We start from the raw sequence: 23,512 nt of genomic DNA on the forward strand, positions 1-23,512 counted from the left end.
TAATTTTGACCAGTTAATTTCAATTAATTTTTGGATTAGCTCTGAAAGCCAAACCTATGAACCCTGTTTTGACGAAATACCTACTGATTCTTCCGTGCTTTCTTATTTTAGTTTTTACTGAAGGATTATTCGCACAACAGAATAGGGGAAAGATCCGAGGATCCATCCTGGACTCCTCGAGTGCGGATCAGCTTCCATTTTCTACGATTGGAATTTATACTGAAAAAGACAGCTTAGTAGGTGGTGGGATCTCCGAAGAAAACGGAAAATTCTCAATTGATGTTCCTTTCGGCAAATTTTACGCATTGATTGAATTCATGGGATATGAAGCTCATAAGACCAATTTTTTTTCATTAACAAGAGAGAATCAAAATCTGGATCTTGGTGAAATCCGTCTTTCAACGTCAGCCGCAGACCTAAGCGAAATTGTAGTGCAGGGCGAAAAAACCATCATGGAATTATCCCTCGACAAGCGAGTTTTCAATGTTGGAAAAGACCTCGCAAATGCCGGAGGAAATGCCTCAGATATTTTGATGAATTTGCCCTCGGTGGCTGTAGACCCCGATGGAAATGTCCGGCTGCGTGGATCAGCCAATGTCAGGATCCTAATAGACGGGAAGCCTTCTGGACTGGTAAGCTTCAAAGGCAGTAGCGGACTTCGCCAATTGCCTGCCAACATGGTAGAGCGAGTGGAAGTCATCACCAATCCATCGGCACGATATGAAGCCGAAGGAATGGCCGGTGTCATCAATATTATTCTGAAAAAGGACAGCAAACAGGGATTTAACGGTTCTTTTGAATTGATAGCGGGATATCCCGTAAATACGGGATTTACCACAAATCTGAATTACCGCCACAATCGAATCAACTGGTTTATCAATTATGGACTATCCTATCGAAGTACTCCGGGAATTAGCGAACTCTATCAGGAAGTCTACAATGAAGATGGTACGACTTCCATTTTGAGCCAAAATAATTCCACTACAATCACCGGGCTGAATAATAACCTGAGAGGGGGTTTGGATTATTATTTTAACGAAAACAGCATCCTGACCCTATCTTACCTTTGGAGAAGAAGTGATGTCCGCCGGATCACTGACATTCGATATGAAGATTATTTGAACAGTTTTGACAATTATCTGGGCTATTCACTCCGAAGACAAGATGAAACGGAAGCAGAACCCAACAAAGAAGCAATTGTAAACTATAAAAGAACTTTTGCGGAAAAAGGACATGAATTTATTGCGTCCTTTACCTACCTCAATTATTGGGAACGGTCGGATCAGCTGTTTACTGAAAATGGGTTTTCTCCCCAAGGTGTGATGATCCCAGAAGGTAAATTGATTCAGACCTCCCTCAATGATGAATATGAAAATCAATATTTGCTTCAGGTGGATTATGTAAAGCCCTTTGCTGCCAAAGGAAAAGTAGAATCGGGCCTTCGAACCAGTTTTCGGGAAATGGAAAACGATTATCTGGTTCAGGAGCAAAATGAATCCGGAGATTTTGTCACGCTACCGGGCTTGGACAATATCTTCTTGTATAATGAAAATATCCTGGCGGCCTATGGAATTGTTGGAAACGAAACAGGGAAATGGAGTTATCAAGGAGGACTACGGGCAGAATACACTGATGTAGAAACGATCTTGGTAGAAACCAATGAAAATAATCCCCGGTCTTGCACCAATCTATTTCCTTCTGCTCATTTGACCTACAATGTCACGGCTGAAAATGCCTTTCAATTGAGTTATAGTAAGCGAGTAAGAAGGCCAGTTTACAACGACTTGAGTCCTTATGTCACCTTTTCAGATCAGCGAAATTTCTTCAGCGGAAATCCTGACTTGGACCCTGAGTTCACTGATGCTTTTGAATTGGGGCACATCAAGTATTTTGAAAAAGCGACCATCTTTTCAACGGTTTATTTTAGAAATACGGTGGATAAAATCCAACGTATCCGGCAGGTTCAGGACAATGGATTCTCTGTCACTGCTCCGATAAATCTAACCGGGGAAAAGTCTTATGGGGTAGAATTTAGCGGAGATTATCGCGTGAAAGACTGGTGGAAACTGGACTTCAATGCCAACTTTTTTCACGCAAGAATTGATGCAAGCAATATTGGCAGGACTGATCTGATTAAAACCTATTCTTGGCTGTTTCGGCAGACTTCTCGATTTACTTTTGGTGAAGGATGGGACATCCAAGCTAGAGCAAACTATGAAGCACGCCAAAAAACTGCGCAAGGAACAAGAAAGGGGATTTTCTTCATGGATCTCTCCGCCAGCAAACGAATTTTACAAGGTCGGGGAACTTTGGTATTGAATGTGACAGATGTATTTAATACCAGAATCAATCGGGAAATCATAGAGGGCTTCAACTTCTTCACAGAAAGAGAGGCTCAAATGATCCGAAGACAAACCAATCTTACTTTCGGATACCGAATCAAGCAATAAAACCCAAATTTGAGGCAGTGGAAGTGCATTGACCTGTACTTTCTTTGCCTTTACCCATCAGCAGCTATGCGTTTCCTTGTTCTCTTTGTCCTGTTAGGTTTCGGCTTGACATCCATTGTTTTCTCCCAAAAAATCAATTCGAACTATCGACTTGCAATCCAAAAAGCAAGTTCCGAGATCATCATTGACGGAGTTTTGGATGAAAAAGCTTGGGAAGATGCAGCAGTAGCAACTGACTTTTTTATGATCACCCCCATGGATACCAGCTTTGCACGGGTGAAAACAGACGTGCGGATGAGTTATGACGAAAATAATTTGTACCTGATCGTCGTCAATCACCATGCGATGGAGGGGCCTTATATGGTGGAGTCGCTGAGGAGGGATTTCAGTTTTGGGAAAAATGACAACTTCCTTCTCTTCATGGATCCGTTTGATGACATGACCAATGGCTTTTCGTTTGGAGCTAATGCTGCTGGGGCTCAATGGGATGGTCAAATGCACAGTGGAGGCAGCATTGATCTCAGCTGGGACAATAAGTGGGTGTCAAAAGTCAAAAACTATAAGGATAAATGGATTTTTGAGGCCGCAATTCCATTCAAATCTATCCGCTATAAAAAAGGAATCACCGAATGGGGGATCAATTTCAGCCGACTTGATTTGAAAACCACCGAAAAGTCAGGGTGGGCGCCTGTGCCACGACAGTTTCCTTCTGCATCTCTGGCCTATACAGGCACTTTGGTATGGGACAACCCTCCTCCCGATGCAGGCTCCAATATTTCCATTATTCCTTATGCCTTGGGGGGTGTGAGCAAAGATTTTCAAGGCGAGGGGTCCAGTAAATACCGAAGAGACGTGGGAGTAGATGCAAAAATTTCTTTGACTTCCTCTCTCAATCTGGATCTTACTGTTAATCCGGATTTCTCCCAAGTGGAGGTAGATCGGCAAGTCACGAATCTCGATCGCTTTGAGCTTTTTTTTCCGGAGAGAAGACAGTTTTTTCTGGAAAATGGGGATTTGTTTGCAGGTTTTGGTTACAATACCATTCGGCCATTTTTCTCCAGAAGAATTGGGCTAGATGCACCCATCCAATTTGGGGCCCGACTGAGTGGAAAAATTAATAAAGATTGGCGAGTCGGTGCGATGAATATGCAAACCGGAGAAGTATCAGAGACAGAGCTTCCGTCACAAAATTTCACCGTGATGGCCTTACAACGACAAGTCGGTGCAAGATCAAATATCGGGGCGATTTTTGTCAACAAGCAGTCGCTCAACTACAACCCAAATTCAGATTCTGAATCTCCGATTTATTCCCAATTCAACCGAAATGCCGGCTTGGAGTATAATCTGGCATCCGCCAACAATCTTTGGACAGGTAAAGCAATGGTGCTGCAATCCTTTGGTCCCGATAATGTCGGAAATGGAATTGTCCATGCCGCCAACCTCCGATACTCCAGCGGAAATCTGACTTGGAATTGGCAGCATGAATATGTGTCGGAAAACTATACGGCAGAAGTAGGCTTCGTGCCCCGAAATGGATTCTATCGGATCAATCCAATGGTCGGATACCGCTGGTTTCCAAAAAGTCAAAAAATTCTAAGTCACGGACCGGATTTCTTTTCTTCCTTGTTTTTCAACATGAATGGAGAGCAAACAGACAATACCAGCTATGGCGCCTACAGTGTTAGATTTCGAAGTCAAAGTAATCTATTGGCTTGGGTTGCATATGATTATGTAAAGCTTCAGAGGCCTTTTGACCCGACCAATTTCTCGGGTATGACCCTGGAGTCCGGAACAGAACATCGCTGGAATGCAATGGGAATGGAGTATTCCTCAAAGCCTCAAAGTGTATTTACCTATGCCTTCTCGACTCGATTGGGCGGATATTATGCAGGAGGTAATCGGTATAATTTCACAGCAGATTTGGGCTATCGTTTTCAGCCGTATGTGAGTTTGGCTTTGAGCACCAACTTCAATCAGATTCATCTTCCCGAACCTTGGGGCACTACAGATTTTTGGCTAGTAGGTCCAAGGGTTGATGTTACGATGACAAACACCTTGTTTTTCACGGCATTCATGCAATACAATGAACAGATCGAAAATATCAACTTGAACACCCGCTTGCAGTGGAGATTTAAACCAGCTTCGGATTTGTTTATTGTCTATACTGACAACTATCTGCCGGCGCCCGTCAATGTGAAAAACCGGTCTATTGTGCTGAAGTTTACTTATTGGTGGAATGTATAAAGTAAGATTTGAGACGTAAGACATAAGGTTTTAGAAAAAGAGGCAAGAACCAAGAGCCAAGAAGGATGCGGGGACAGTAGACCGAAGCAAATCAAAAGTCCATTTTAAATTGAATCAATTTTATAAGTGTTTCTTTATTATCTTCAATGGGATGAAAAAGAAATTGACACTTTCGTTGGATAAAGCTGGGATCGAAAAAGCGGAAACCTATTCAAGGGTGAATGAAAAGCCTATTTCTGAACGAATAAGTCGTATCGCTGGAAAAATTGAAATACCAGTAGATTTTAATCTTAATGAAGAATTAAGAAAAAACCTAGAAGAAAAATATCTGAAATGTCCCTGAGAAAGGCTTCTCACACATTAGGCTGATTATCTGAGGCATGCCACCTGCCTGCAGGTCTGACCGCTAAAAAACAAATTATAGCAGATGAAATCGGGGCAGGCTTTCGGTCTCCGGTCTTCCAGCTCTTTGCTATGGCACCAGCCACTGACCTTCCCAATTCTCACTTTTCGTAAATAGAATTCGCAAATGTTTTAACCCATTCAGCTGTAGCGCTTCTATAGATTCTGGGATGAATTTCAATACAGCAAAGAAACTATCATCGCCATTTTCTGGCCATTCAAATCCTTGATTTGGATCTGAAATTGGCGTACTCGGTGGCAAATTTGAGGTATACGCTTTTTGTGCATCTCCCTGAACTTTTAACCAATTAGCGGTGCTCACGTCATCTCGGTAGTGAATTTCTGAAGTAGCTTTTATTCGGATTTGCACTCTTTTTCCCGGATGGTAAAAATGAAGAGTAGCCGATGAATTGGCACTGAGTTCTGCAACTTTTTCGGAGCGGAAATCAGTGAAAATATAGAATTCTAAATTCGTATTGATTGATCTGATTACCACTGTCCGTATTTCAGGACCAGTTTTTCCGATTGTTCCCAGGTTGATATAGCGAAAGGGATGCTTGGAATCCAAGGCTCCACGGTGGAGTTCATGACTTATGGATTTCCAGATTTCTAAAGGAGATTCGTTTTCGGAAAAAAGCATTACTGTTCGATGGAATTTGCTTCGAAATATACCAATTCGCCCTCCTCTATCTCGACGTTTATTTGGATGGGATTGCAGCACACTTCGCAATCCTCTATGTATTCCTGATTGGAAACTGAGGGGTCTAAAAGCATGGAAATTTCCTGAAAGCAATGAGGGCAAGTGAAGAAGTGCTCGAGCATGTAAAAGGAACAATAAACAGGTGAGTTGGTTCGAGGAAGTTCCATATCAACTTTAACATGAAGTCTAATTTGACGGGGTAATTATACTTTTGACTCTTTCTAATTGACGCAATTTACATCAATTGAGTCAAGTAATTGACGGAATTAATATTAATTGCGTCAGTTGATTGACTGAATTAACGTTAATTGCGTCAGTTACTCTTGCTTTTATCGTTTCGTTTAATGAAATTTGACTTGATTTTCAGTAGTTTAATTCAATTTTATGTCTATTTATCCACGAAGTATTCAAGCAGTTTTCGAAAAGAAGCTCAGACCAAACAAGGTTTTGATGCTAATTGGACCCAGAAGAGTGGGGAAGACTGCTTTTATCCGAAATTACATTTCTCAATGGAAAACGGAAGATACGCTCGTCCTTAATGGAGAGGATGTGCTCGATGCGGCATTAGTTCAGGAAAGATCCGTTGCTAATTATTCTAGGCTTTTGTCCGGTAAAAAACTCTTGGTAATCGATGAGGCTCAACATATTCCGGATATTGGAAGGATTCTGAAGCTGATCGTGGATTCTATCGATGGAATTCATGTGATCGCCTCAGGGTCTTCAGCTTTTGACCTTCATCAGCAAGTTGGCGAGCCCTTGGTCGGAAGGAAGAATACACTGTTCCTATTTCCACTTGCTCAGATGGAGTTCGCCAAAGTAGAAGACTATAAAACTACCCTGGAAAAACGGGAAGAGCGACTCATTTTCGGAGGCTATCCAGAATTAAGTCAATATCCGGATTGGAAGGAAAAAGAGGACTACCTCTACCAAATCATGAACGATTACTTGTTAAAGGATATCCTAATGGTGGACGGAATCAAAAACTCAGACAAGCTTTATTCCTTGCTTCGATTGATTGCTTTTCAAATAGGGAAGGAAGTTTCCCTGGAAGAATTAGGCAGGCAATTGGGCATGTCAAAAAATACCGTGGAGCGCTATCTTGATATGCTTTCCAAGGTATTTGTAGTGTATCGGATCAGTGGATTCAGCAGAAACCTGAGGAAAGAAATCGTCAAAAACAGTCGTTGGTATTTCTATGACAATGGGGTGAGAAATTCTTTAATTCAGAATTTCAACCGCTTAAATCTGAGAACTGATGTCGGCGAACTTTGGGAAAACTACTTGGCATCGGAAAGACTAAAATTCCAGAGTTATACCCAAGTCCACTGCAACAACTATTTCTGGAGAACTTATGATCAACAGGAATTGGATTGGGTAGAAGAAGAAGGTAGCAACTTGCGAAGCTTTGAGTTCAAATACACGCTCAACAAAACTCCAAAACCTCCTGGCGCTTGGGCCAAGGCTTACCCGGATGCCAGTTTTGAAGTGATCCACTCGGGGAATTATTTGGATTGGATTGGAGGGTGAGTTGGATCAGCCCTGTTGATTTTTCATGTTTTAGTTTTCTCCCACAGATTCCCAAGGATCAACTACACAGATTTTCACAGATCTCAATTCCAAAAAACTTGTTTTATTGAAAGGGCTGTGAGGACACAGCCCTTGGTAAACCAAAAAAACTCCGTGTAAAAAACTCTTTCCCAAAACATAAAACCCTCAAGATCACCAAAGACCTTAAGGGTTCTAACCTATCTCGCGAAGTTTATTTCATCCGCGAAGCGGATTTATCTCACGAAGCGCAGCGAAGTATATCTCGCGTAGCCTATCTCACTGAGCGCAGCGAAGTTTATCTCGCGAAGCATATTTCGCGTTTATCTCTCACTATTATACATTCACCAGATCTACATTCTTGAAATAAACCTGATTCTCTGCATCCAAGTCAACCAAGACAGCAGAATCATTTTTGATATAGCCTGATAGAATCTGCTTCGAAAGTTCATTTAAGACTAATCGCTGCATGGTTCGCTTAAGCGGTCTTGCCCCGAAGTTTGGATCAAAACCAACTTCGCCTAGGTAATCCAAAACCTCTGTTGTGGCGTCGATTTCGATATTTGCCTCAGACAATCGCTTCTGAATTTCTCTCCATTGTATGTCTACAATCTTTCGAATAATGTCTTTGCTTAATGGCTCGAACATAATCGTTTCATCGATTCGATTTAAGAATTCAGGCCTCACTGCTTTTTTCAGCATCTCGTACACCTCGACTTTGGTCTTTTCCAAGATTTCCTCTTTGTTCCATTCTTCCATTTCGGCAAATCGCTCCTGAATCAGGTGCGAACCGATATTCGTCGTCAGAATGATGATCGTATTCTTGAAGTTGGCCAATCGACCTTTATTGTCAGTCAGTCTTCCGTCATCCAATACCTGAAGTAAGATGTTGAATACGTCAGGGTGTGCTTTTTCAATCTCATCCAAAAGAATCACAGAATAAGGCTTTCTTCGTACGGCTTCTGTCAACTGTCCACCCTCATCATATCCAACATAGCCCGGAGGTGCTCCTACGAGTCTGCTGACGGCGTGGCGTTCCTGGTATTCGGACATGTCGATCCGAACCATGGCATTATCGTCATTGAAGAGATATTCGGCCAAAGCTTTCGCCAGCTCCGTCTTACCAACACCGGTGGTACCCATGAAGATAAAGCTGCCAATCGGACGTTTCGGATCCTGAAGTCCAGCTCGGCTTCGTCGCACAGCATCGGATAAGGCGACAATCGCTTCCCGCTGACCTGCAACTCGCTTTCCTAATTCTTCTTCCAAATGCAGGAGTTTCTCCCGCTCGGATTGAATCATCTTAATGACAGGAATTCCGGTCCATTTCGAAACTACAGAAGCGATGTCCTCCTGATCTACTTCTTCTTTCAGAAGCGGTGAACCTGCCTGCATTTCTGCCAATTGGCTTTTAAAGGAATCGAGCATCTTTTCAGCATCCACGATTTTGCCGTATCGGATCTCAGCAACTTTGCCAAAATCTCCAGCACGCTCTGCTTGTTCAGCTTCCAGCTTCAACTTATCAATCACCTCTTTCTCTCTGCGAATGCCCATAATGACCGCTTTTTCGCTTTCCCATTTGGCTTTAACGCTTTGACGTTTTTCGGAGAGTTCAGCGATTTCCTTGCTTAGGACAGTTTCTTTGTCCCGGTTATTTTCCCTTCGGATTGCTTCTCTTTCAATTTCGAGTTGCATGATCCTTCGGTTCAGCTCATCTAGTTCCTGAGGCAAAGAATCAATTTCCATTCTCAGTTTTGCCGCGGCCTCATCCATCAAATCAATTGCCTTATCTGGTAGGAATCGATCAGAAATGTATCGCTGCGAAAGCTCAACTGCGGCAATCACCGCATCATCTTTGATTCGAACGCCGTGGTGCAATTCGTATTTGTCTTTGATCCCACGAAGTATAGAAATCGCATCAGCCGCATCCGGCTCGTCTACTATCACCGCCTGAAACCTTCTCTCCAGCGCTTTGTCTTTCTCGATATATTTCTGGTATTCCTTCAGCGTAGTTGCTCCGATTGCATGGAGTTCACCACGCGCCAAAGCAGGTTTGAGCAAATTCGCAGCGTCCATTGCGCCTTCTCCTCCACCACCGGCACCGATCAGCGTGTGAATCTCATCAATGAAGAGGATAATCTCCCCTTCTGCATCAGTCACTTCTTTGATCACGGCCTTGAGTCGCTCTTCAAACTCACCTTTGTACTTGGCACCGGCTACAAGCAAGCCCATGTCCAAAGAAATAAGCAATTTGGATTTAAGGTTTTCAGGCACGTCACCGGAGACGATTCGCTGTGCGAGTCCCTCGACAATTGCCGTCTTTCCTACACCCGGTTCGCCAAGTAAGATTGGGTTGTTTTTGGTCCGTCTTGCAAGGATTTGCAGTACTCGCCTTATTTCTTCATCTCGGCCAATGACAGGGTCAATTTTTCCTTTTTTGGCTAGATCGTTCAGGTTTTTGGAGTATTTCTCCAAAGCCCTGTATTTGCTTTCTGCGTTTGGATCGGTCACTTTATTTCCTTTTCTAAGTTCCTTGATTGCTTCGATTAGCGGCTTTTCAGCCAAACCTTGATTTTTGAGAAGTTGGGAAACGGAATCGCTCCCTGCTAATATTGCCAAAAGCAAATGCTCAATGGCAACGTATTCGTCCCCAAAAGTTTTGAGGTAATCCTTCGCTTTGGTCAGTACCTGATTTGCTGCATTTGACAAGTAAGGCTGTTGATTTCCTCCACTGACTTTAGGGAGTTTTGCCAGTTCCTGATCAAGCTTTTGGTCAATCAGTTGCTTGTTTGTGCCCAGCTTTTTGAGAAGAAAATCCGTGACGTTTTCATCCTCCAGAAAAATACCTTTCAGCAGATGGGCTGTTTCTATTGACGGAGTGCCGGAACCAGTGGCCAGCTCGGCAGCTTTCTGGATCGCCTCCTGTGATTTGATTGTGAATTGCTTAAAATCCATAGTTGGTTAGTTAGTGGATGCTTGTCTTGCTCCATGGATCAAATCCTTCGCCAAGGCAATTATTCAGACAGAATGGCTGTAAATCAGTGGGTTTGTGGATAAAAAATGGAAAAAATGGCAGTGAAATTATGGTTCACAAAGGAAATTTGACAGAAAGTATAATTGACTTTAGCTATTTTCCCTCTGAGTTGCATTTTCTGTTGCCCGCTCCTCGGAACGGAAATACAAATACAAAAACACGAAGAGCAAACAGGATAACAAATGCCATACAGCATGGCCCTGAAAAAGAGAATCCGGTCCGGTAAATCGACTTGCAATATCAAGATCACGAACTTTCGAACCCAGCAAAATGGACACTACCCCAGCAATAAACCATCTGAACTGAAGGTATTTCCCGGGCTGGATCAAACTGACTCCGGCAAAGAGAAAAAGGGTCCCCATCAGGTAATTGGAAATGACTGAAAAGGAGTACTCCCATTTATAATAGGAGAAGTAAACTGAGCTATAAACCACCAAAACAGCAATCACTGGCCAACTTGGATAGATTTTTGAATTTCGGGGGAGTTGAATCCGAGGGAGCCAGCTTCCTATTGCAATTGCGGCCATGCAGATCATCATGGCGTACATAGCGCTCACGTCACATTGTTGTCCATATCGGGTAAGGGAGGCATGAAAAAATCCGCTTCCCAATCCTAAATAAATCCCTGCTAATCCAAATAAAAACCCGATTGCCGGAGCATTGGAGAGGTAGCCACGCTCTAGTGGAAGTTTTCTTTTCCAATCGTATATGGCCAACGCAATGGCATAAAAGCCAAAACAGATGTAGACCAAGTTAGACCAGGTATTCATCCGAGTGCGAAAGATGCTATCCGGATAGATACGCTCCTCATATTCAGGAGATGTAAATTCATCTGCGGGAACCCAATCAGCCCATATTGGATCGTCTTTGAAAATAAAGAATAGGATTAGTGAAAAAATAAAAACTATGCCTGTTCCTCCCATTCCAACTCCATGAACCCATCCAGGTAGTTGGTTTAATTTTAAACGCTCAACAATCCCTATCTGGCGGCGGAATTCAATTGGTTGGACAGAGTTTTTCATTGACTTTTTGCTTGGATTGATCTGATTTCGAAGAACTAAAAATGGGAAATTTCAGCGGATAATCTTAGGCTCCAAACAATGAATGACGCGCGTTTTCGCCAGAGCGGAGTTTGATTTAAAAATTAAGAGACGGGATAAAAATGACGATGATTCATTTGGCCTCGCACAGGTTGGGGGCATCCTGTTTTCAATAAAACTTCAGGTAATCGATCCAGATCCTGAAACTTCCCTTTTGCTTATCTGCTAAAATAAATCCAATCCGCTGTATGCATTCCAAGCTCTTTGCGTCAATCCCCTCCTGCATCGTCGAACCCATCCGGCTGAGTTCAAAGTCCCGTAGGGGAATGCGTATTGTTTCCCATTCATCGCTATTGCCTCCAAATTTCGCTCGGTATTTTGGCAGGTAAAAGGGCGTTTCTTTTTCGATCAAAATCTCAAATTTCCGATCATTATTAGATTTGAACCGGATCTCGCAATATTCATAAGAAGACAAGTCATATTTACCCAAGGCACTGCGAAGGGATACGAAGCCTCCATTGTTTTGCAAAGAAACAATTCCGCTAAAGAGTAGCGTATTCGCATCCAATTGAACCTGAGATTGAGAAAGTCCACCCATGACGCCATCGTTGACAATAGTCCATCTGCCGGCATCTTTTCCCTCACCAAAATCAAAAACCAGGGGATCCTTCATCACTTTCGGATTAGCGTAAACTGTAAGAAATAGGAAAAGAGCGAGCTTCCACATGTTGTTAAAAGAAAATGAGTCTGGAATTGTTTAGGAAAAAAAATAAGAACCCTGACTATTTCAAATCAGGGTTCTTCCGAATAGTATTTTTTTTAAATTTTATCTCTTTGCTAACGCAAAATCTTCCACTGCTTTCCACACACGGAAGACGTTTTTGTAGCAAATTTTTTCAATGTCCTCTTTCGAATATCCTCTTTTCAAAAGCTCGGCAATCAGATTGGGAAACATCGAAACATCCTTCAGACCTGTAGGAAGTGAGTCGCCTACGCCGTCAAAGTCGGAGCCCAAACCTACATAATCGATTCCGACCAGGTTTTTCACGTGATCGATGTGATCAGCTACTTTTTGCACAGTTGGAAAAGGGTTATTTGCAGCAGCGTATTCATTGATGTATGCCTGAGCAGCAGAATCACGTCTGTTAAGATTGTTTTCCGCTAGCCAGTTGACAATGTGTTCACGTACTTTCGCCCCACCTGCTGCATAAGCAGAGTCGATGAAACTACCTCCAAAATTGATCATCATCACACCGCCATTTTTGGCCATCGCTTGAATCAATTCATCACTCATATTTCGCTCAAAACCAGGAGTAAACTTCCGAACAGAGGAATGAGAAGCAATCACAGGCACTTTGGTAATTGCCAAGGCATCCTTAAAAGTATTATCAGACACGTGGCTCAAATCCACCATGATTCCTACTCGATTCATTTCTGCCACCACTTTTTCTCCAAATTCACTTAATCCTCCATAGGTGGCAGTTGTATCATAGCTCGCATCTCCGATTAGGTTATCTGTGCCGTGAGTCAGGGTAATGTATCGAATTCCACGCTTGTGAAAATATTCCACATTAGCCAAATCATCCTCAATACCCGCTCCATTTTCCATTCCCATAGGCAGTGAAATCAATCCTTTTTCAAAATTTGCTTCAATGTCAGTAGGACTGTAAGCCATGGCAAATTTATCCGGATACGTAGAAGCTAGTCGCTCAGTCATCAGGATTAAAGAATCTGCCAATGCCTTTGATGCACCGGGAGTTTTTTGATTAACAGCTGGGATATAAATGGACATAAATGGAGCATCCAACCCGCCTTCTTTGGCACGAGGATAGTCAAAGTTTCCATCTGGAGTTCGGACAGAGACGTCCAAAATTTCCCGTTGAAGCGTGAATCCACCAACTTTCATCCGGTAAGGTAAATCAACATGACCGTCAACCATAATGGTGGATTGGGCAATTTCTGTGGCGGCCTTTAGGCGCTCTTCATCGCTCATTTTGGTATAGTCGACAGTTTCTTCTTTAGGGCTGCAAGAGATTGCACCTACAAACAAGGAAAGGAAAAATAGCTTTTTCATTGGGTTGGAGTTTTGCAAATCGAATGTAAGTCCTTTTCAGTTTCTCCTGAAAAATAATCCATAAACGGCTTCTCTGACAAAACAAAAGTAAAGTGATGGGCTGGAAAGCTCGAGACTTCAGAAGATTAATCCGAAATTGAATAAATTAGCTTTTCCTAACCACCTTAACCATGAAAAATATCTTTTCTCTTTTCCTACTGGGGTTTCTTTTTTGGAATTGCTCCAGCTCCAACTCAGGAAACATCGAAGTCAGTATCTCCTCCGAATTAGAATCCGAACTTAAAGACGGAAGGTTGCTCCTGATTTTTTCAAAAAATCATGATTCCGAACCAAGATTCGGCATTAATGATAATGTAGGTACCAACCAAGTTTTTGGGATGGACTTCGAGAATTATGAAAAAGGACAAGCTTTGGTTTTTGACTCAAATAGCTTTGGGTATCCGATTGAAAGAATGGAAGATCTTTCCTCCGGGGAATATACTGTGCAGGCATTTATTCAAAAGTATGAGACATTCAATCGTGCAGATGGCCATACTGTAAATCTCCCAATGGATCAAGGTGAAGGAAGACAATGGGCTCGAGCCCCAAAAAATATTTACTCAACTCCCCAAAAAATTAATTGGGAAAAAGGGAAAGGGTTGAATCTGAAAATTGATCAAAGAATTCCTGAAATAGCCGAACCCGAAGATTCCAAATATATCAAGCACATTAAATTCAAGTCTGAGAAACTCTCTGAATTCTGGGGTAGAGATTTGTACTTGGGGGCACATGTACTTTTGCCTGAAGGATTTGAAGAAAATCCGAATCAGTATTATCCATTGATGATTTATCATGGTCATTTTACATCTGATTTTGGAGGATTTCGGACGATTCCCCCCGATCCGGAATTAGGGGAAGACGATTTCAGCGCACGATTTGGAATCTATGGCTACGCCAAAATGCAACAACAAGAAGCTTATGATTTCTATCAAAAGTGGATTTCCCCCGACTTCAAGCGCTTTATTATCATTGAAATTCAGCATGCTAATCCATACTATGACGACAGCTACGCTGTCAATTCAGAAAACCTGGGGCCGTATGGTGATGCAATTACTTATGAACTTATTCCTCATATCGAGAAAGAATTTCGTGGAATAGGGGAAGGATGGTCGAGGTTTTTATACGGTGGTTCGACTGGAGGTTGGGAGGCATTAGCAGTCCAAGTATTCTATCCTGATGAATATAATGGTTGCTTTGCAGCCTGCCCTGATCCCATTGATTTCAGAGCTTACACTACTGTAGACATCTATAATGATGAAAATGCGTACTATAAAATGGGTGAATTCCGGAAAACGCTCAGACCGGGTCACCGAAATTATTTAGGTCATGTCGATGCAATGGTCAAAGATATGAACCATCGAGAACTTGCCATCGGTGGGGAAAAGTCGAGGTCGGGAGATCAATTTGATATCTGGCAGGCCGTTTATTCCCCTGTTGGGGCGGATGGATATCCCAAACCGATCTGGAACAAATATTCGGGAGAAATTGATAAAGAAGTTGCTGAATATTGGAAGGAAAACTTCGACCTTCGTCATATAATGGAGCGGGATTGGGAAACTTTGGGGCCAAAACTGGTAGGAAAAGTACATATATATTGTGGAGACATGGATAACTATTACCTCAACAATGCGGTTTACTTTACCGAAGACTTTCTCAACCAAACCCAGAATCCTAACTTTGATGGAAAAGTAGCTTATGGAGATCGGGCAGAACACTGCTGGAATGGCGACCCGGATTTACCCAATTACATCACAAGACTTAGATATAATACGATGTATTTAAGTGAAATTGAAGAGAGGCTTCGAAAAACGGCCCCAAAAAGCTTTAATCAATCAAACTGGACAATTACCAAATAAATATAATTATGAAAAACACAATCAAATTAGGTTTAGCAGCACTTTCAGTATCTATTCTTTTTGCGCAATGCGCACCTCAAAAGACAGAAGAAGTCGTGGAGGAAACAGTAGTTGAGACGAAATCGCCATCACTTACTTTACTTTGGGAAACCGAGGATTCTCTTCCTACCAATGAGTCCGTACTGTATGATGATGCTACTGGAACAATCTATGTATCTACCATTGGCGGATTGGATCCTCAGGCTAAGGATAAGAAAGGATCAATTGCGATTATCGATAAAGATGGAAAAATTGTAAACCCAGTATGGGTTGGAGGCTTGAATAGCCCTAAAGGAATGGCAATTTCCAATGGAAAATTGTATGTAACCGACATTGACGAACTTGTAGAAATTGACATCGCAAAAGAGAAGGTTTCAAATTCTTGGAAGGTAGAAGGAGCAGAATTTCTGAATGACGTTGCCGCACACAATGGAATCGTCTACTTTACAGACATGAATACTGGCAAGGTACACACATACGCAGATGGAAAAATCTCCACCATCTACGAAGGAAATGAAACAATTAATGGAATTGCAGTTTCAAAAAACGGAACGATTTATGGTCTTGATGGTTCTGGACTGAAAATGTGGCACTCGGACGGAACATCAATGATGTTAAACACAAATGTAACGGGCGGTGATGGTTTAGTTGTCTTGGAAGATGGTAATTTTGTAGCATCAAGGTGGCAAGGTGAAATCTGGTTTATATCAGAAGATGGCGAAACAAAAATGCTAGACACTAAAGACGCTGAATCCAATACCGCCGACATTTGTTATAATATAAAAGATCAGATAATCTATGTGCCTACTTTCTTCAAAAACAAAGTAGCCGCCTACAAATTGGATTATTAATTTAACAAATTTGAAGGATACGGTTCCTGACAATTGACCTTTTTATGTTTATTTCTCGTTTATAGAATGAAAGGATTTCGCTAAATCAAGTAATTTCCACTCATGGAATCTGGCATACCAATTAGAGTCATTCTATAAGCAATCCAACGAAAAGTGAGTAACTTTCCGAACCGAACAAGTCAACCCTACACAATCTAAACCTTGTGTAAAATCAAGTAACCTAATGAATACAGGCGAAATCAATTACGAATTAGAAAAGAATATAGAGGTCATTACACAATTAGATGACTTAGTAGCTGATGCTGTTGATAATATTCTGGTAGATCCAGATAAATGTTGGCAACCCTCAGACTTTCTTCCGGATTTTGGAGACCCAAACATCCATGAAGAAATCAAGTTTCTTCAAAAAAGAGCCGAAGGAATTCCTGATACGGTTTTAACATCATTGATCGGAAATATGATCACTGAGGAAGCACTCCCAAGCTATCAGACCTATTTCAATATGTTAGAAGGGATAAATCCAGAACGGAATCTTCTTTCTCCTGGCGGATGGGTGAGATGGTCTAAGTCATGGACCGCAGAAGAGAATAGACACGGTGATCTGCTTAACAAGTACCTTTATATGACTGGAAGAGTCGATATGAAAGCTGTTGAACGGACTATTCACCGACTCTTGACCAATGGATTTGATCCTAACTCAGGCGGAGATCCTTATCAGGCGATTGTTTACACGTCCTTTCAGGAAAGAGCTACTAAAATATCCCATGTGAATACGGGTAAACTTGCTGATATAGCAGGTGATACTATTCTTGGGAGAATCTGTAAGCAAATTGCTGGTGATGAGGCAAGACATGAAAAGGCTTATAAGTCTTTTATGTCAAGAATCTTCGAGATTGATCCAAATGGAGCGATCATCGCATTTGAAAAATTGATGAGAAAACAGATTGTCATGCCGGCAGTAATGATGGGAGAAGGAGGTTCTAATCCTTCCCTTTTTACTCAATTTTCTGAAATTACGCAGAAAGTGGGAATCTATACCAGTTGGGACTATGCAAGAATTATCGACCACTTGGTCAACTTATGGAAAATAGAGGCGCTGACAGGCTTGGACGCTGCCGCTGCAAAAGCGCAGGACTACTTGGCCAAATTATCAGAACGCTATATGAGAGTAGCTGACCGAATGAAAGCTCCTGATGAAGTCAAACTTGCTTGGCTTAAATAATAAGTCAATAAAATCAATTTAAAGTCCTGCTGAAAAGCGGGACTTTTTTTGTGTTAACTTGTTCATACTGAACCTTTGATTTATGAAAAAACACTTAATTTCCGTCGTATTCTTTTTGTTTTGTTTTGTAATTGATTCAATTGCACAAAATCTATCAATCAATTCTGATCGACTTCATGAAAGCCTTGTGAAACTCTCAACATTTGGAAAAAATGCTGCAGGAGGATCAGATCGACAAGCCTATACTAAGCATGATATCGAAGCTCGGGTATATGTGCAAGCGATGATGGAGGACGCAGGTCTTCAGGTTTCTGTTGACTTTGAAGGAAATATTATTGGAAGGAAAGCAGGTAAGAACCCTAATCTAAAACCAATTGCTTTTGGTTCACATATTGATGAAGTGCCAAACGGTGGAGACTACGATGGACCAGTGGGTTCGATGAGTTCCATCGAAGTGGCAAAGACTTTTCTTGAAAATGGAGTTCAGACAGATCATCCTTTGGAAGTCATCATTTTCACAAATGAAGAGGGGGGAGTTGTTGGAAGTCGGGCAATTGTTGGATCGCTCAGCAATGAAGCATTGCAGGTTGTGAGTTCGAGTGGATTGACACAATATGAAGGGATCAAAGCATTGGGAGGCGATCCTAATCGAATTGTTGAACTAAGGAGAAATTCGGGTGATTTGGCGGCATTTTTAGAATTGCATATCGAGCAAGGAGGAAATCTGTATAGTGAAAAGTTGGATATCGGAGTAGTGGAGGGCATCGTTGCCATTGAGTGGTGGGAATTTTCTTTTCTTGGAAAAGCAAACCATGCCGGCACTACTCCTATGAATATGCGAAAGGATCCGATGCTTCCTGCTGCGAAATTTGTGTTGGCAGTGAATGAAATCGTTGACAGCTTCGAGGGGTGTCATGTGGGTACTGTGGGAAAATTCCAAGCTTTTCCAGGTGCAGGAAATGTGATTCCCGGTGAAGTTAAAGTCACGCTTGAGATAAGAGATCTTTCTTCCGAAAAAATCTGGGAGATCTATTCGAAGATTGAAAAGAGAGCAAAATCACTGGCCTCTGAAAGTGAAATCGGTTTAGATATTAAGCACATTGAAGTGGCCAGTAAGCCAGCATTGGCGGATCCGTTGATTCGTGAGATCATTAAATCTCAGGCGGAAAAGTTGGGCTTTTCCACCAAAAGCCTTCCAAGTGGAGCTGGTCACGATGCACAGGAAATGGCTCGAATCGCACCGATGGGAATGATTTTTATCCCAAGTAAGGATGGAATTAGTCACGCTCCCGCAGAGTTTTCGACAAAAGAAGACATTGCAAATGGTGCAAACGTTCTCATGAATACGATTTTGGAACTAGACAAAAAGCTAAAACAGGCTGTTGAAAATTGATGCTAAAGTAAACTTCTTCGCTTCAGATGGTATTTATTGTATATACACAAAATAATGAGATATGAGAGCAATCAAAAAAATACATAAAGCTGAATACCAACCTATCGCTGACTTGGTTACCTATAGTCCTATGCCAACTCGCAGTCTTCAGCAGATTGATCCCTTCATTTTCTTAAATCATCACGGTTTCCAGACTTACCCTGAGCGAAATCAGGGTTTGCCTTTTGGTCCACATCCTCATCGAGGAATGGAGACAGTCACGTTCATTTTAGAAGGAGATATCATGCACAAGGATTCCTCAGGTCATGAGTCTATTATCGGGCCGGGGGGAGTTCAATATATGACTGCAGGAAGTGGATTGATTCATGCCGAAGTGTCTAGCAGCGACTTCAAGCGAAAAGGTGGGGATCTGGAGATATTGCAACTTTGGCTCAATCTACCTGCGGCAAAAAAAATGATTGCCCCAAATTATATTGGCTTGCAGCAAGAAGAAATTCCAACCTTGGATTTGGACGGAGGAAAGGTAAAAGTTCAACAACTTTTTGGCAAATGGAATGGTGTAAATGGCGCATTTGAAGGCACTTTTCCCATTACCATGAGTACAATTTACATTGAAAATGGTGGGAAATTTGAAAAGGAAATCTCCCCGCAGGAAAACATCTTTTTTTACATCGTCCGTGGAGAACTTAATGTAAATGGAACTGCAGTGATGTTTAGAAACTTAGTGGAATTCGAAAATTCAGGGCAAAAAATTGAAGTGGAGGCAATAGAGGATTCTATTCTGATTTTAGGCCACGCTTTGCCATTTAATGAGCCGATGGTCGCACAAGGGCCATTCGTGATGAATACTCAAAAGCAAATTCAAGAGGCTTATCAAGACTATGAGGCTGGAAAATTCGGATCTTGGAACCATTAATCAAAGGAGTGACTGTTGCTTCAGTTTGGCCGCTTGATCCAAACCATTTTGAAGCTTCCTTAAAGATTCCAAAGCGGATTGGGACTTTTCCAAATCAATCGTAAGTTCCAGTCCGCAATTAGGGCAATTTATGGGTTCTAAGTTGACCAAGTTATGAATACTTACTACCATTCTTACCCTGCACTCAGGGCAATTGATCCCCGGGGTTTTGGCGATCTCGACGGTGGGAGTTACTTCCTTTTCCGGAAGGGTGGAAGATTTGTCATGAACATCAAAAAGACTATTCCTCCAATTTTGAATTTTCTTTAGTAGACCCATTATTCATTTTTTGCATTGTCCAAAATATTAATCAGCTGAACCATTCCAATTGTCGGTTCGGCTTGCTCCATCGTTATTTTCACATTCATATTTCCTGTGATGGAATTGCCGGTAGCAGGTGCGGAAACAGAAGGTTTTCTTGCAATCAGTGCTTTTAATCTTAATGGTTTTTCAACACCGAAATTTTTTATGGATTTTGAGTCTCCTCCGCCGGGAGTATTTTCCTCAGGTTGAGTAAGTGCTAAATCCAACTCGATAACGGCTTGGGCTACCCTTAATGTAGGTATTGGAACTATAGTCAATAGTGGTACTGTGATGGATGCCATTTGAGATGTACCATCCGTATTTAACCTGTTGTAGGAAAAAGAGATGTTTTTGATGGCTCCAAAATCCGAATCGACAGAGTCAGTACTTTTTGTAAACCCAACTTCTTTAATAAAATCTGCGGTGGCCCTTGCAGCAATGGCTTCAGCTTGGACAATTGCAGCCATCGGTGCACCCAAAAGATCAGAAATAAATTTAGGAGTGATCATAATATATAAGGTTAAAGAATTGATTTCTGTCCTTCATCTTGAATCATAGTGAAGTCATTCCCAACGAGGGTAAACTTGATAGTAGATACATTTTCAGGCTTAACCTGCTTTAATTTATCAGATTCCACAGATAATTTCAATGTCGTTGTTTTAGTCTCATTGATGATTTTGTCTAGACCACTCCTCAAGTCTGGTAAATTTTTTTGCAGAATGGATTCTGAAATAGATTTCAAAGTCACATCTTCCTTTAGCGTCTCAGGTTTCTCCACAGGTGCATTTGGCCTTGTACCTACTGGAGCAGGATTTCCCAAAACCCATGAAGGGAGCGTTCGAATGGGAGTGTTTAAAACCGCTCTTTTCTCTTTTACAGTATTTTCAAAGAAAGCCTTGGGTTGAATAGTCCCAACGGTTTTACTTTCCGTTTCAAGAATTATTTCTTGATTTCCAGCCTTTACTTTTGCAATGTCCATCTTGGTACCCAGATCCCTTTTGGCTTCAATGATTTCCAGCTTATTGGATGAAATTGCGGTACTCAAGGATTTGGCTACATTCATAGCGATTTTTTCATCTGCAAAAACATCTTTTACTACAAAATCAAAAGTACCTGATTTGGTTAGCCCTACTACTTGATATTCTCCGGTAGATATTGGAATAGTGGCAAGCGATTCAGATTTAAATGCTACTGGGAAAAATTCACCAATATTCTTTTTTATCTGATCATTAGCACTTGCCAGATTTCGATTCAAGTCTGACCCTCCCGATAAAGACTTTGTAAAGCTTTCCTGAAGATTTTTAGAGAGATTTTCTTCCCAACTCTTTGACGGATATTCAGAGCCTAGACTTTTATACAAAACATTACTGAGAGCCTCTTTCGCTATAGAGGTCCGGATTTCCCTAGCCGTATTTTCAGAAAAATTCTTAATAAAATCTGCCAGTCTCTGCTGAGACTGGCTAGATTCTATAGGTTTTTCTTCGACGGATTCCACGGCATACTTTATTTCTACCTCCAAATTAGATATCCCAATTTTTGGTACTGGAAAGTACTTGAGTATTTCATCTGAAGCATAGGCCTGAGCGAGATCCCTTGAAGCGAAGTCAGCTTTTGATTTAGCCTCATTAATGTCACTCAGTATAGATGCAATGATCTGGTTCAACTGGCTCATAGCTTGTTGATTAAAAAAAGAAATAAGTAAAAATTAAGATCCTCCTCCTGGAGCGGTAGGTTTTTCCAAAATAGCTTGTTCCATTATGTCTAGAACTCTTGCTAAGCCAGCTGGCATTTCATCTTGCACGGCTTTGACTTGAATATCAATGGTGTATTGAGTCGAAGTATTTACCTTATTACTGTTACTATTGCTCCAATTATTTTTAGTAGAAACCTTTGCATTCAAATTGAATTTCACTGGAGATAAAAATCCTCCAGCTTTGAAATTCATTGTGGTATCTGTAGCCACACTTCCACTGCTTGCACTGGCACTTTTGTATTCTTGTTGTTCAGTAATATTTGCTGTGAATTGAATGGTCATCTCCTCGATCCTGATGTATGGAATCGGGACGATAGTCAATATTGGAACTGTCAAGCTAACTTCTTCCTCTCCAGCGTCATTTGCTGAGACACTACCTACTGCGGATTTTCTCCTGTATCTAAAAGTCACATTTCGGACTTCCCCCATATTTTCGTCTGCATTGCCATCTTGATCATCTGCAGCACCTCTAAAACCAACTTCTTTGATGAAGTTTACCGTTGACTTTGCAGCTAATGCCTGAGCTTGAATGGCTGCAATCATGGGTCCACCAATAATTCTTCCAAACGGAAGGGACCTAAGGGTTCGATTTACATAACTCATAATTAAAATTGTTTATAGTGTTAGGAAAAATGAATTTCAAAAAGAAGAGTCTACTCAACAAATCGTAAGTGATTGAAAGTAAAATAATTGGAAATTAAAAGTCAATAAAAAATCTATTAATAAATCTTTCTTATTAGAAAGTTTAAACTCTCCTCTTCAAAAAATTAAAGAATCTGTAAATCGTTCAATTTGGGTTTTGTTTGTTTTACCATTAGGAAGCATCAATAATATCCTGAGAGACCAATCGATAAATTTCAGCTATGCTATCATTGTAGCTGAGGAACTGATGATGGTCTTCCAGGGTTTCATAGTCTTCGCGAATCGCGGGTCCTGTTTGCGCATTTTTGGCTCCTAGTTGTAAGCTTTTGGAGATAGTTTCAATGATCAAGGGCTTTAGCATTTCAAAATCAGCCCCTTGCTTTCTCATTATTTCTTCTGCAATTCTGATCATGTGATTGGTGAAGTTGCTGGCAAAAACTGCTGCAACATGTACTCCTTTCCGGTCCTTGGATCGAACCACATAAGTTAATGGAGACAGGCTTTTCGCTAGTTTTTTTAGCTTTTGAAGTGTCTCTTCATCTTCTGATTCCAGCAAAAAAGGCACCTCATCCAACTCAACCTTTCTGCCTTTGGTAAAGGACTGAAGTGGATAAAAAATCCCGGTGTAGCTTGCTGAACTGTAGCCCAAGATGTCTAATGGCACCGTGCCTGAAGTATGGACCAAAATACTTCCCTCTGGCAAAATCACCTCATCCGAAACTTCAGGAATTGCGGAATCTTTCACCGCAAGAATAAAAATCTGGGCTTTGCTTTCAGAAAAATCTAGATCGCCCTTGGGTTCAGCGGAATATACCCGCTCAGTGATTTGCTTGGCTTTTGCAAGATCTCTGGCATACACTTCAGTGATTTCGTGCCCCGCATCTTCCAATGCTGGTGCTAAATGCCAAGCTATGTTTCCTGCACCCAAAATGGCGATTTTGAACTTCATGACGGAATTAAGCCATTTTTG

Annotated in this window: 20 protein-coding genes; 9 read left to right on the top strand and 11 right to left on the bottom strand. The window is 41.5% G+C overall.

Features of this window, described 5'->3' with window-relative positions; genetic code table 11:
- Positions 1 to 56 precede the first annotated feature (56 nt).
- The 3 genes from ACK4HU_RS02455 (at position 57) to ACK4HU_RS02465 (ending at position 5,037) form a co-directional block, all read left to right on the top strand.
- On the top strand, positions 57 to 2,450 hold the full coding sequence (locus ACK4HU_RS02455) for a TonB-dependent receptor domain-containing protein (RefSeq protein ID WP_409803259.1): 2,394 nt from the start codon (positions 57 to 59) through the stop codon (positions 2,448 to 2,450).
- A gap of 66 nt (positions 2,451 to 2,516) precedes the next feature.
- Positions 2,517 to 4,694, top strand: a complete 2,178-nt coding sequence (locus tag ACK4HU_RS02460; RefSeq protein ID WP_409803260.1) for a DUF5916 domain-containing protein — start codon at positions 2,517 to 2,519, stop codon at positions 4,692 to 4,694.
- A gap of 151 nt (positions 4,695 to 4,845) precedes the next feature.
- Positions 4,846 to 5,037, top strand: a complete 192-nt coding sequence (locus tag ACK4HU_RS02465) for a DUF6364 family protein (RefSeq protein ID WP_409803261.1) — start codon at positions 4,846 to 4,848, stop codon at positions 5,035 to 5,037.
- A gap of 129 nt (positions 5,038 to 5,166) precedes the next feature.
- Here the strand turns inward: ACK4HU_RS02465 and ACK4HU_RS02470 are convergent, their stop codons facing one another.
- The gene (locus ACK4HU_RS02470; protein WP_409803262.1) at positions 5,167 to 5,736 is read right to left on the bottom strand and encodes a pyridoxamine 5'-phosphate oxidase family protein; all 570 of its coding nucleotides are present in this window, start codon (positions 5,734 to 5,736) and stop codon (positions 5,167 to 5,169) included.
- Positions 5,736 to 5,963: a CPXCG motif-containing cysteine-rich protein gene (locus ACK4HU_RS02475; protein WP_409803263.1), complete on the bottom strand. Its 228-nt coding sequence runs from the start codon at positions 5,961 to 5,963 to the stop codon at positions 5,736 to 5,738. The genes ACK4HU_RS02470 and ACK4HU_RS02475 overlap by 1 nt, the downstream gene beginning before the upstream one ends.
- Before the next feature lie 217 nt (positions 5,964 to 6,180).
- On the opposite strand from ACK4HU_RS02475, the gene ACK4HU_RS02480 reads away from it, so the two are divergent.
- Positions 6,181 to 7,323, top strand: coding sequence for an ATP-binding protein (locus ACK4HU_RS02480; protein ID WP_409803264.1), 1,143 nt, complete (start codon positions 6,181 to 6,183; stop codon positions 7,321 to 7,323).
- Positions 7,324 to 7,677: 354 nt separating this feature from the next.
- Here the strand turns inward: ACK4HU_RS02480 and clpB are convergent, their stop codons facing one another.
- The 4 genes from clpB to ACK4HU_RS02500 form a co-directional block, all read right to left on the bottom strand.
- A complete protein-coding gene (gene clpB / locus ACK4HU_RS02485) occupies positions 7,678 to 10,296 on the bottom strand; it encodes an ATP-dependent chaperone ClpB (RefSeq protein ID WP_409803265.1) in 2,619 nt (872 codons plus the stop codon).
- A 168-nt stretch (positions 10,297 to 10,464) separates the two neighbouring features.
- Positions 10,465 to 11,397: a ceramidase domain-containing protein gene (locus ACK4HU_RS02490; protein WP_409803266.1), complete on the bottom strand. Its 933-nt coding sequence runs from the start codon at positions 11,395 to 11,397 to the stop codon at positions 10,465 to 10,467.
- A 187-nt stretch (positions 11,398 to 11,584) separates the two neighbouring features.
- Positions 11,585 to 12,088 (bottom strand): CIA30 family protein, encoded by a 504-nt coding sequence (locus tag ACK4HU_RS02495; RefSeq protein ID WP_409803267.1) that lies wholly within the window; start codon positions 12,086 to 12,088, stop codon positions 11,585 to 11,587.
- 153 nt (positions 12,089 to 12,241) lie between these two features.
- Positions 12,242 to 13,489 carry a dipeptidase gene (locus tag ACK4HU_RS02500; protein WP_409803268.1) on the bottom strand — a complete coding sequence of 416 codons (1,248 nt, stop codon included), beginning with the start codon at positions 13,487 to 13,489 and terminating at the stop codon, positions 12,242 to 12,244.
- Positions 13,490 to 13,659: 170 nt separating this feature from the next.
- Here ACK4HU_RS02500 and ACK4HU_RS02505 point away from each other — a divergent pair, with 170 nt between their 5' ends.
- The 5 genes from ACK4HU_RS02505 (at position 13,660) to ACK4HU_RS02525 (ending at position 19,805) form a co-directional block, all read left to right on the top strand.
- Positions 13,660 to 15,384, top strand: a complete 1,725-nt coding sequence (locus ACK4HU_RS02505) for a hypothetical protein (RefSeq protein WP_409803269.1) — start codon at positions 13,660 to 13,662, stop codon at positions 15,382 to 15,384.
- A gap of 8 nt (positions 15,385 to 15,392) precedes the next feature.
- Entirely contained in the window at positions 15,393 to 16,274 is an 882-nt protein-coding gene (locus tag ACK4HU_RS02510) for an SMP-30/gluconolactonase/LRE family protein (RefSeq protein WP_409803270.1), read from the top strand.
- Between the two features lie 223 nt (positions 16,275 to 16,497).
- Positions 16,498 to 17,496 carry an acyl-ACP desaturase gene (locus ACK4HU_RS02515; RefSeq protein WP_409803271.1) on the top strand — a complete coding sequence of 333 codons (999 nt, stop codon included), beginning with the start codon at positions 16,498 to 16,500 and terminating at the stop codon, positions 17,494 to 17,496.
- Positions 17,497 to 17,578: 82 nt separating this feature from the next.
- On the top strand, positions 17,579 to 18,889 hold the full coding sequence (locus tag ACK4HU_RS02520; protein WP_409803272.1) for a Zn-dependent hydrolase: 1,311 nt from the start codon (positions 17,579 to 17,581) through the stop codon (positions 18,887 to 18,889).
- 61 nt (positions 18,890 to 18,950) lie between these two features.
- The gene (locus ACK4HU_RS02525; RefSeq protein ID WP_409803273.1) at positions 18,951 to 19,805 is read left to right on the top strand and encodes a pirin family protein; all 855 of its coding nucleotides are present in this window, start codon (positions 18,951 to 18,953) and stop codon (positions 19,803 to 19,805) included.
- On the opposite strand, the gene ACK4HU_RS02530 is transcribed toward ACK4HU_RS02525, so the two are convergent.
- The 5 genes from ACK4HU_RS02530 to ACK4HU_RS02550 form a co-directional block, all read right to left on the bottom strand.
- Positions 19,806 to 20,123, bottom strand: a complete 318-nt coding sequence (locus tag ACK4HU_RS02530) for a hypothetical protein (protein ID WP_409803274.1) — start codon at positions 20,121 to 20,123, stop codon at positions 19,806 to 19,808.
- Entirely contained in the window at positions 20,123 to 20,656 is a 534-nt protein-coding gene (locus ACK4HU_RS02535; protein WP_409803275.1) for a DUF2589 domain-containing protein, read from the bottom strand. Before ACK4HU_RS02535 ends, ACK4HU_RS02530 begins: the two co-directional genes overlap by 1 nt.
- A gap of 11 nt (positions 20,657 to 20,667) precedes the next feature.
- On the bottom strand, positions 20,668 to 21,819 hold the full coding sequence (locus ACK4HU_RS02540; RefSeq protein ID WP_409803276.1) for a hypothetical protein: 1,152 nt from the start codon (positions 21,817 to 21,819) through the stop codon (positions 20,668 to 20,670).
- 33 nt (positions 21,820 to 21,852) lie between these two features.
- Positions 21,853 to 22,503, bottom strand: a complete 651-nt coding sequence (locus ACK4HU_RS02545) for a DUF2589 domain-containing protein (RefSeq protein WP_409803277.1) — start codon at positions 22,501 to 22,503, stop codon at positions 21,853 to 21,855.
- A gap of 211 nt (positions 22,504 to 22,714) precedes the next feature.
- The gene (locus ACK4HU_RS02550; RefSeq protein WP_409803278.1) at positions 22,715 to 23,491 is read right to left on the bottom strand and encodes a Rossmann-like and DUF2520 domain-containing protein; all 777 of its coding nucleotides are present in this window, start codon (positions 23,489 to 23,491) and stop codon (positions 22,715 to 22,717) included.
- Positions 23,492 to 23,512 lie beyond the last annotated feature (21 nt).

It is taken from the genome of Algoriphagus sp. (assembly GCF_046296635.1).
Lineage (GTDB): Bacteria > Bacteroidota > Bacteroidia > Cytophagales > Cyclobacteriaceae > Algoriphagus.

What these genes read in the sequence shown, in the direction of transcription:
- ACK4HU_RS02455 (WP_409803259.1), top strand. Translation starts at nt 57, where the DNA reads ATGAACCCTGTTTTGACGAAATACCTACTGATTCTTCCGTGCTTTCTT.
- ACK4HU_RS02460 (WP_409803260.1), top strand. Translation starts at nt 2,517, where the DNA reads ATGCGTTTCCTTGTTCTCTTTGTCCTGTTAGGTTTCGGCTTGACATCC.
- ACK4HU_RS02465 (WP_409803261.1), top strand. Translation starts at nt 4,846, where the DNA reads ATGAAAAAGAAATTGACACTTTCGTTGGATAAAGCTGGGATCGAAAAA.
- ACK4HU_RS02470 (WP_409803262.1), bottom strand. Translation starts at nt 5,736, where the DNA reads ATGCTTTTTTCCGAAAACGAATCTCCTTTAGAAATCTGGAAATCCATA.
- ACK4HU_RS02475 (WP_409803263.1), bottom strand. Translation starts at nt 5,963, where the DNA reads ATGGAACTTCCTCGAACCAACTCACCTGTTTATTGTTCCTTTTACATG.
- ACK4HU_RS02480 (WP_409803264.1), top strand. Translation starts at nt 6,181, where the DNA reads ATGTCTATTTATCCACGAAGTATTCAAGCAGTTTTCGAAAAGAAGCTC.
- clpB (WP_409803265.1), bottom strand. Translation starts at nt 10,296, where the DNA reads ATGGATTTTAAGCAATTCACAATCAAATCACAGGAGGCGATCCAGAAA.
- ACK4HU_RS02490 (WP_409803266.1), bottom strand. Translation starts at nt 11,397, where the DNA reads ATGAAAAACTCTGTCCAACCAATTGAATTCCGCCGCCAGATAGGGATT.
- ACK4HU_RS02495 (WP_409803267.1), bottom strand. Translation starts at nt 12,088, where the DNA reads ATGAAGGATCCCCTGGTTTTTGATTTTGGTGAGGGAAAAGATGCCGGC.
- ACK4HU_RS02500 (WP_409803268.1), bottom strand. Translation starts at nt 13,489, where the DNA reads ATGAAAAAGCTATTTTTCCTTTCCTTGTTTGTAGGTGCAATCTCTTGC.
- ACK4HU_RS02505 (WP_409803269.1), top strand. Translation starts at nt 13,660, where the DNA reads ATGAAAAATATCTTTTCTCTTTTCCTACTGGGGTTTCTTTTTTGGAAT.
- ACK4HU_RS02510 (WP_409803270.1), top strand. Translation starts at nt 15,393, where the DNA reads ATGAAAAACACAATCAAATTAGGTTTAGCAGCACTTTCAGTATCTATT.
- ACK4HU_RS02515 (WP_409803271.1), top strand. Translation starts at nt 16,498, where the DNA reads ATGAATACAGGCGAAATCAATTACGAATTAGAAAAGAATATAGAGGTC.
- ACK4HU_RS02520 (WP_409803272.1), top strand. Translation starts at nt 17,579, where the DNA reads ATGAAAAAACACTTAATTTCCGTCGTATTCTTTTTGTTTTGTTTTGTA.
- ACK4HU_RS02525 (WP_409803273.1), top strand. Translation starts at nt 18,951, where the DNA reads ATGAGAGCAATCAAAAAAATACATAAAGCTGAATACCAACCTATCGCT.
- ACK4HU_RS02530 (WP_409803274.1), bottom strand. Translation starts at nt 20,123, where the DNA reads ATGGGTCTACTAAAGAAAATTCAAAATTGGAGGAATAGTCTTTTTGAT.
- ACK4HU_RS02535 (WP_409803275.1), bottom strand. Translation starts at nt 20,656, where the DNA reads ATGATCACTCCTAAATTTATTTCTGATCTTTTGGGTGCACCGATGGCT.
- ACK4HU_RS02540 (WP_409803276.1), bottom strand. Translation starts at nt 21,819, where the DNA reads ATGAGCCAGTTGAACCAGATCATTGCATCTATACTGAGTGACATTAAT.
- ACK4HU_RS02545 (WP_409803277.1), bottom strand. Translation starts at nt 22,503, where the DNA reads ATGAGTTATGTAAATCGAACCCTTAGGTCCCTTCCGTTTGGAAGAATT.
- ACK4HU_RS02550 (WP_409803278.1), bottom strand. Translation starts at nt 23,491, where the DNA reads ATGAAGTTCAAAATCGCCATTTTGGGTGCAGGAAACATAGCTTGGCAT.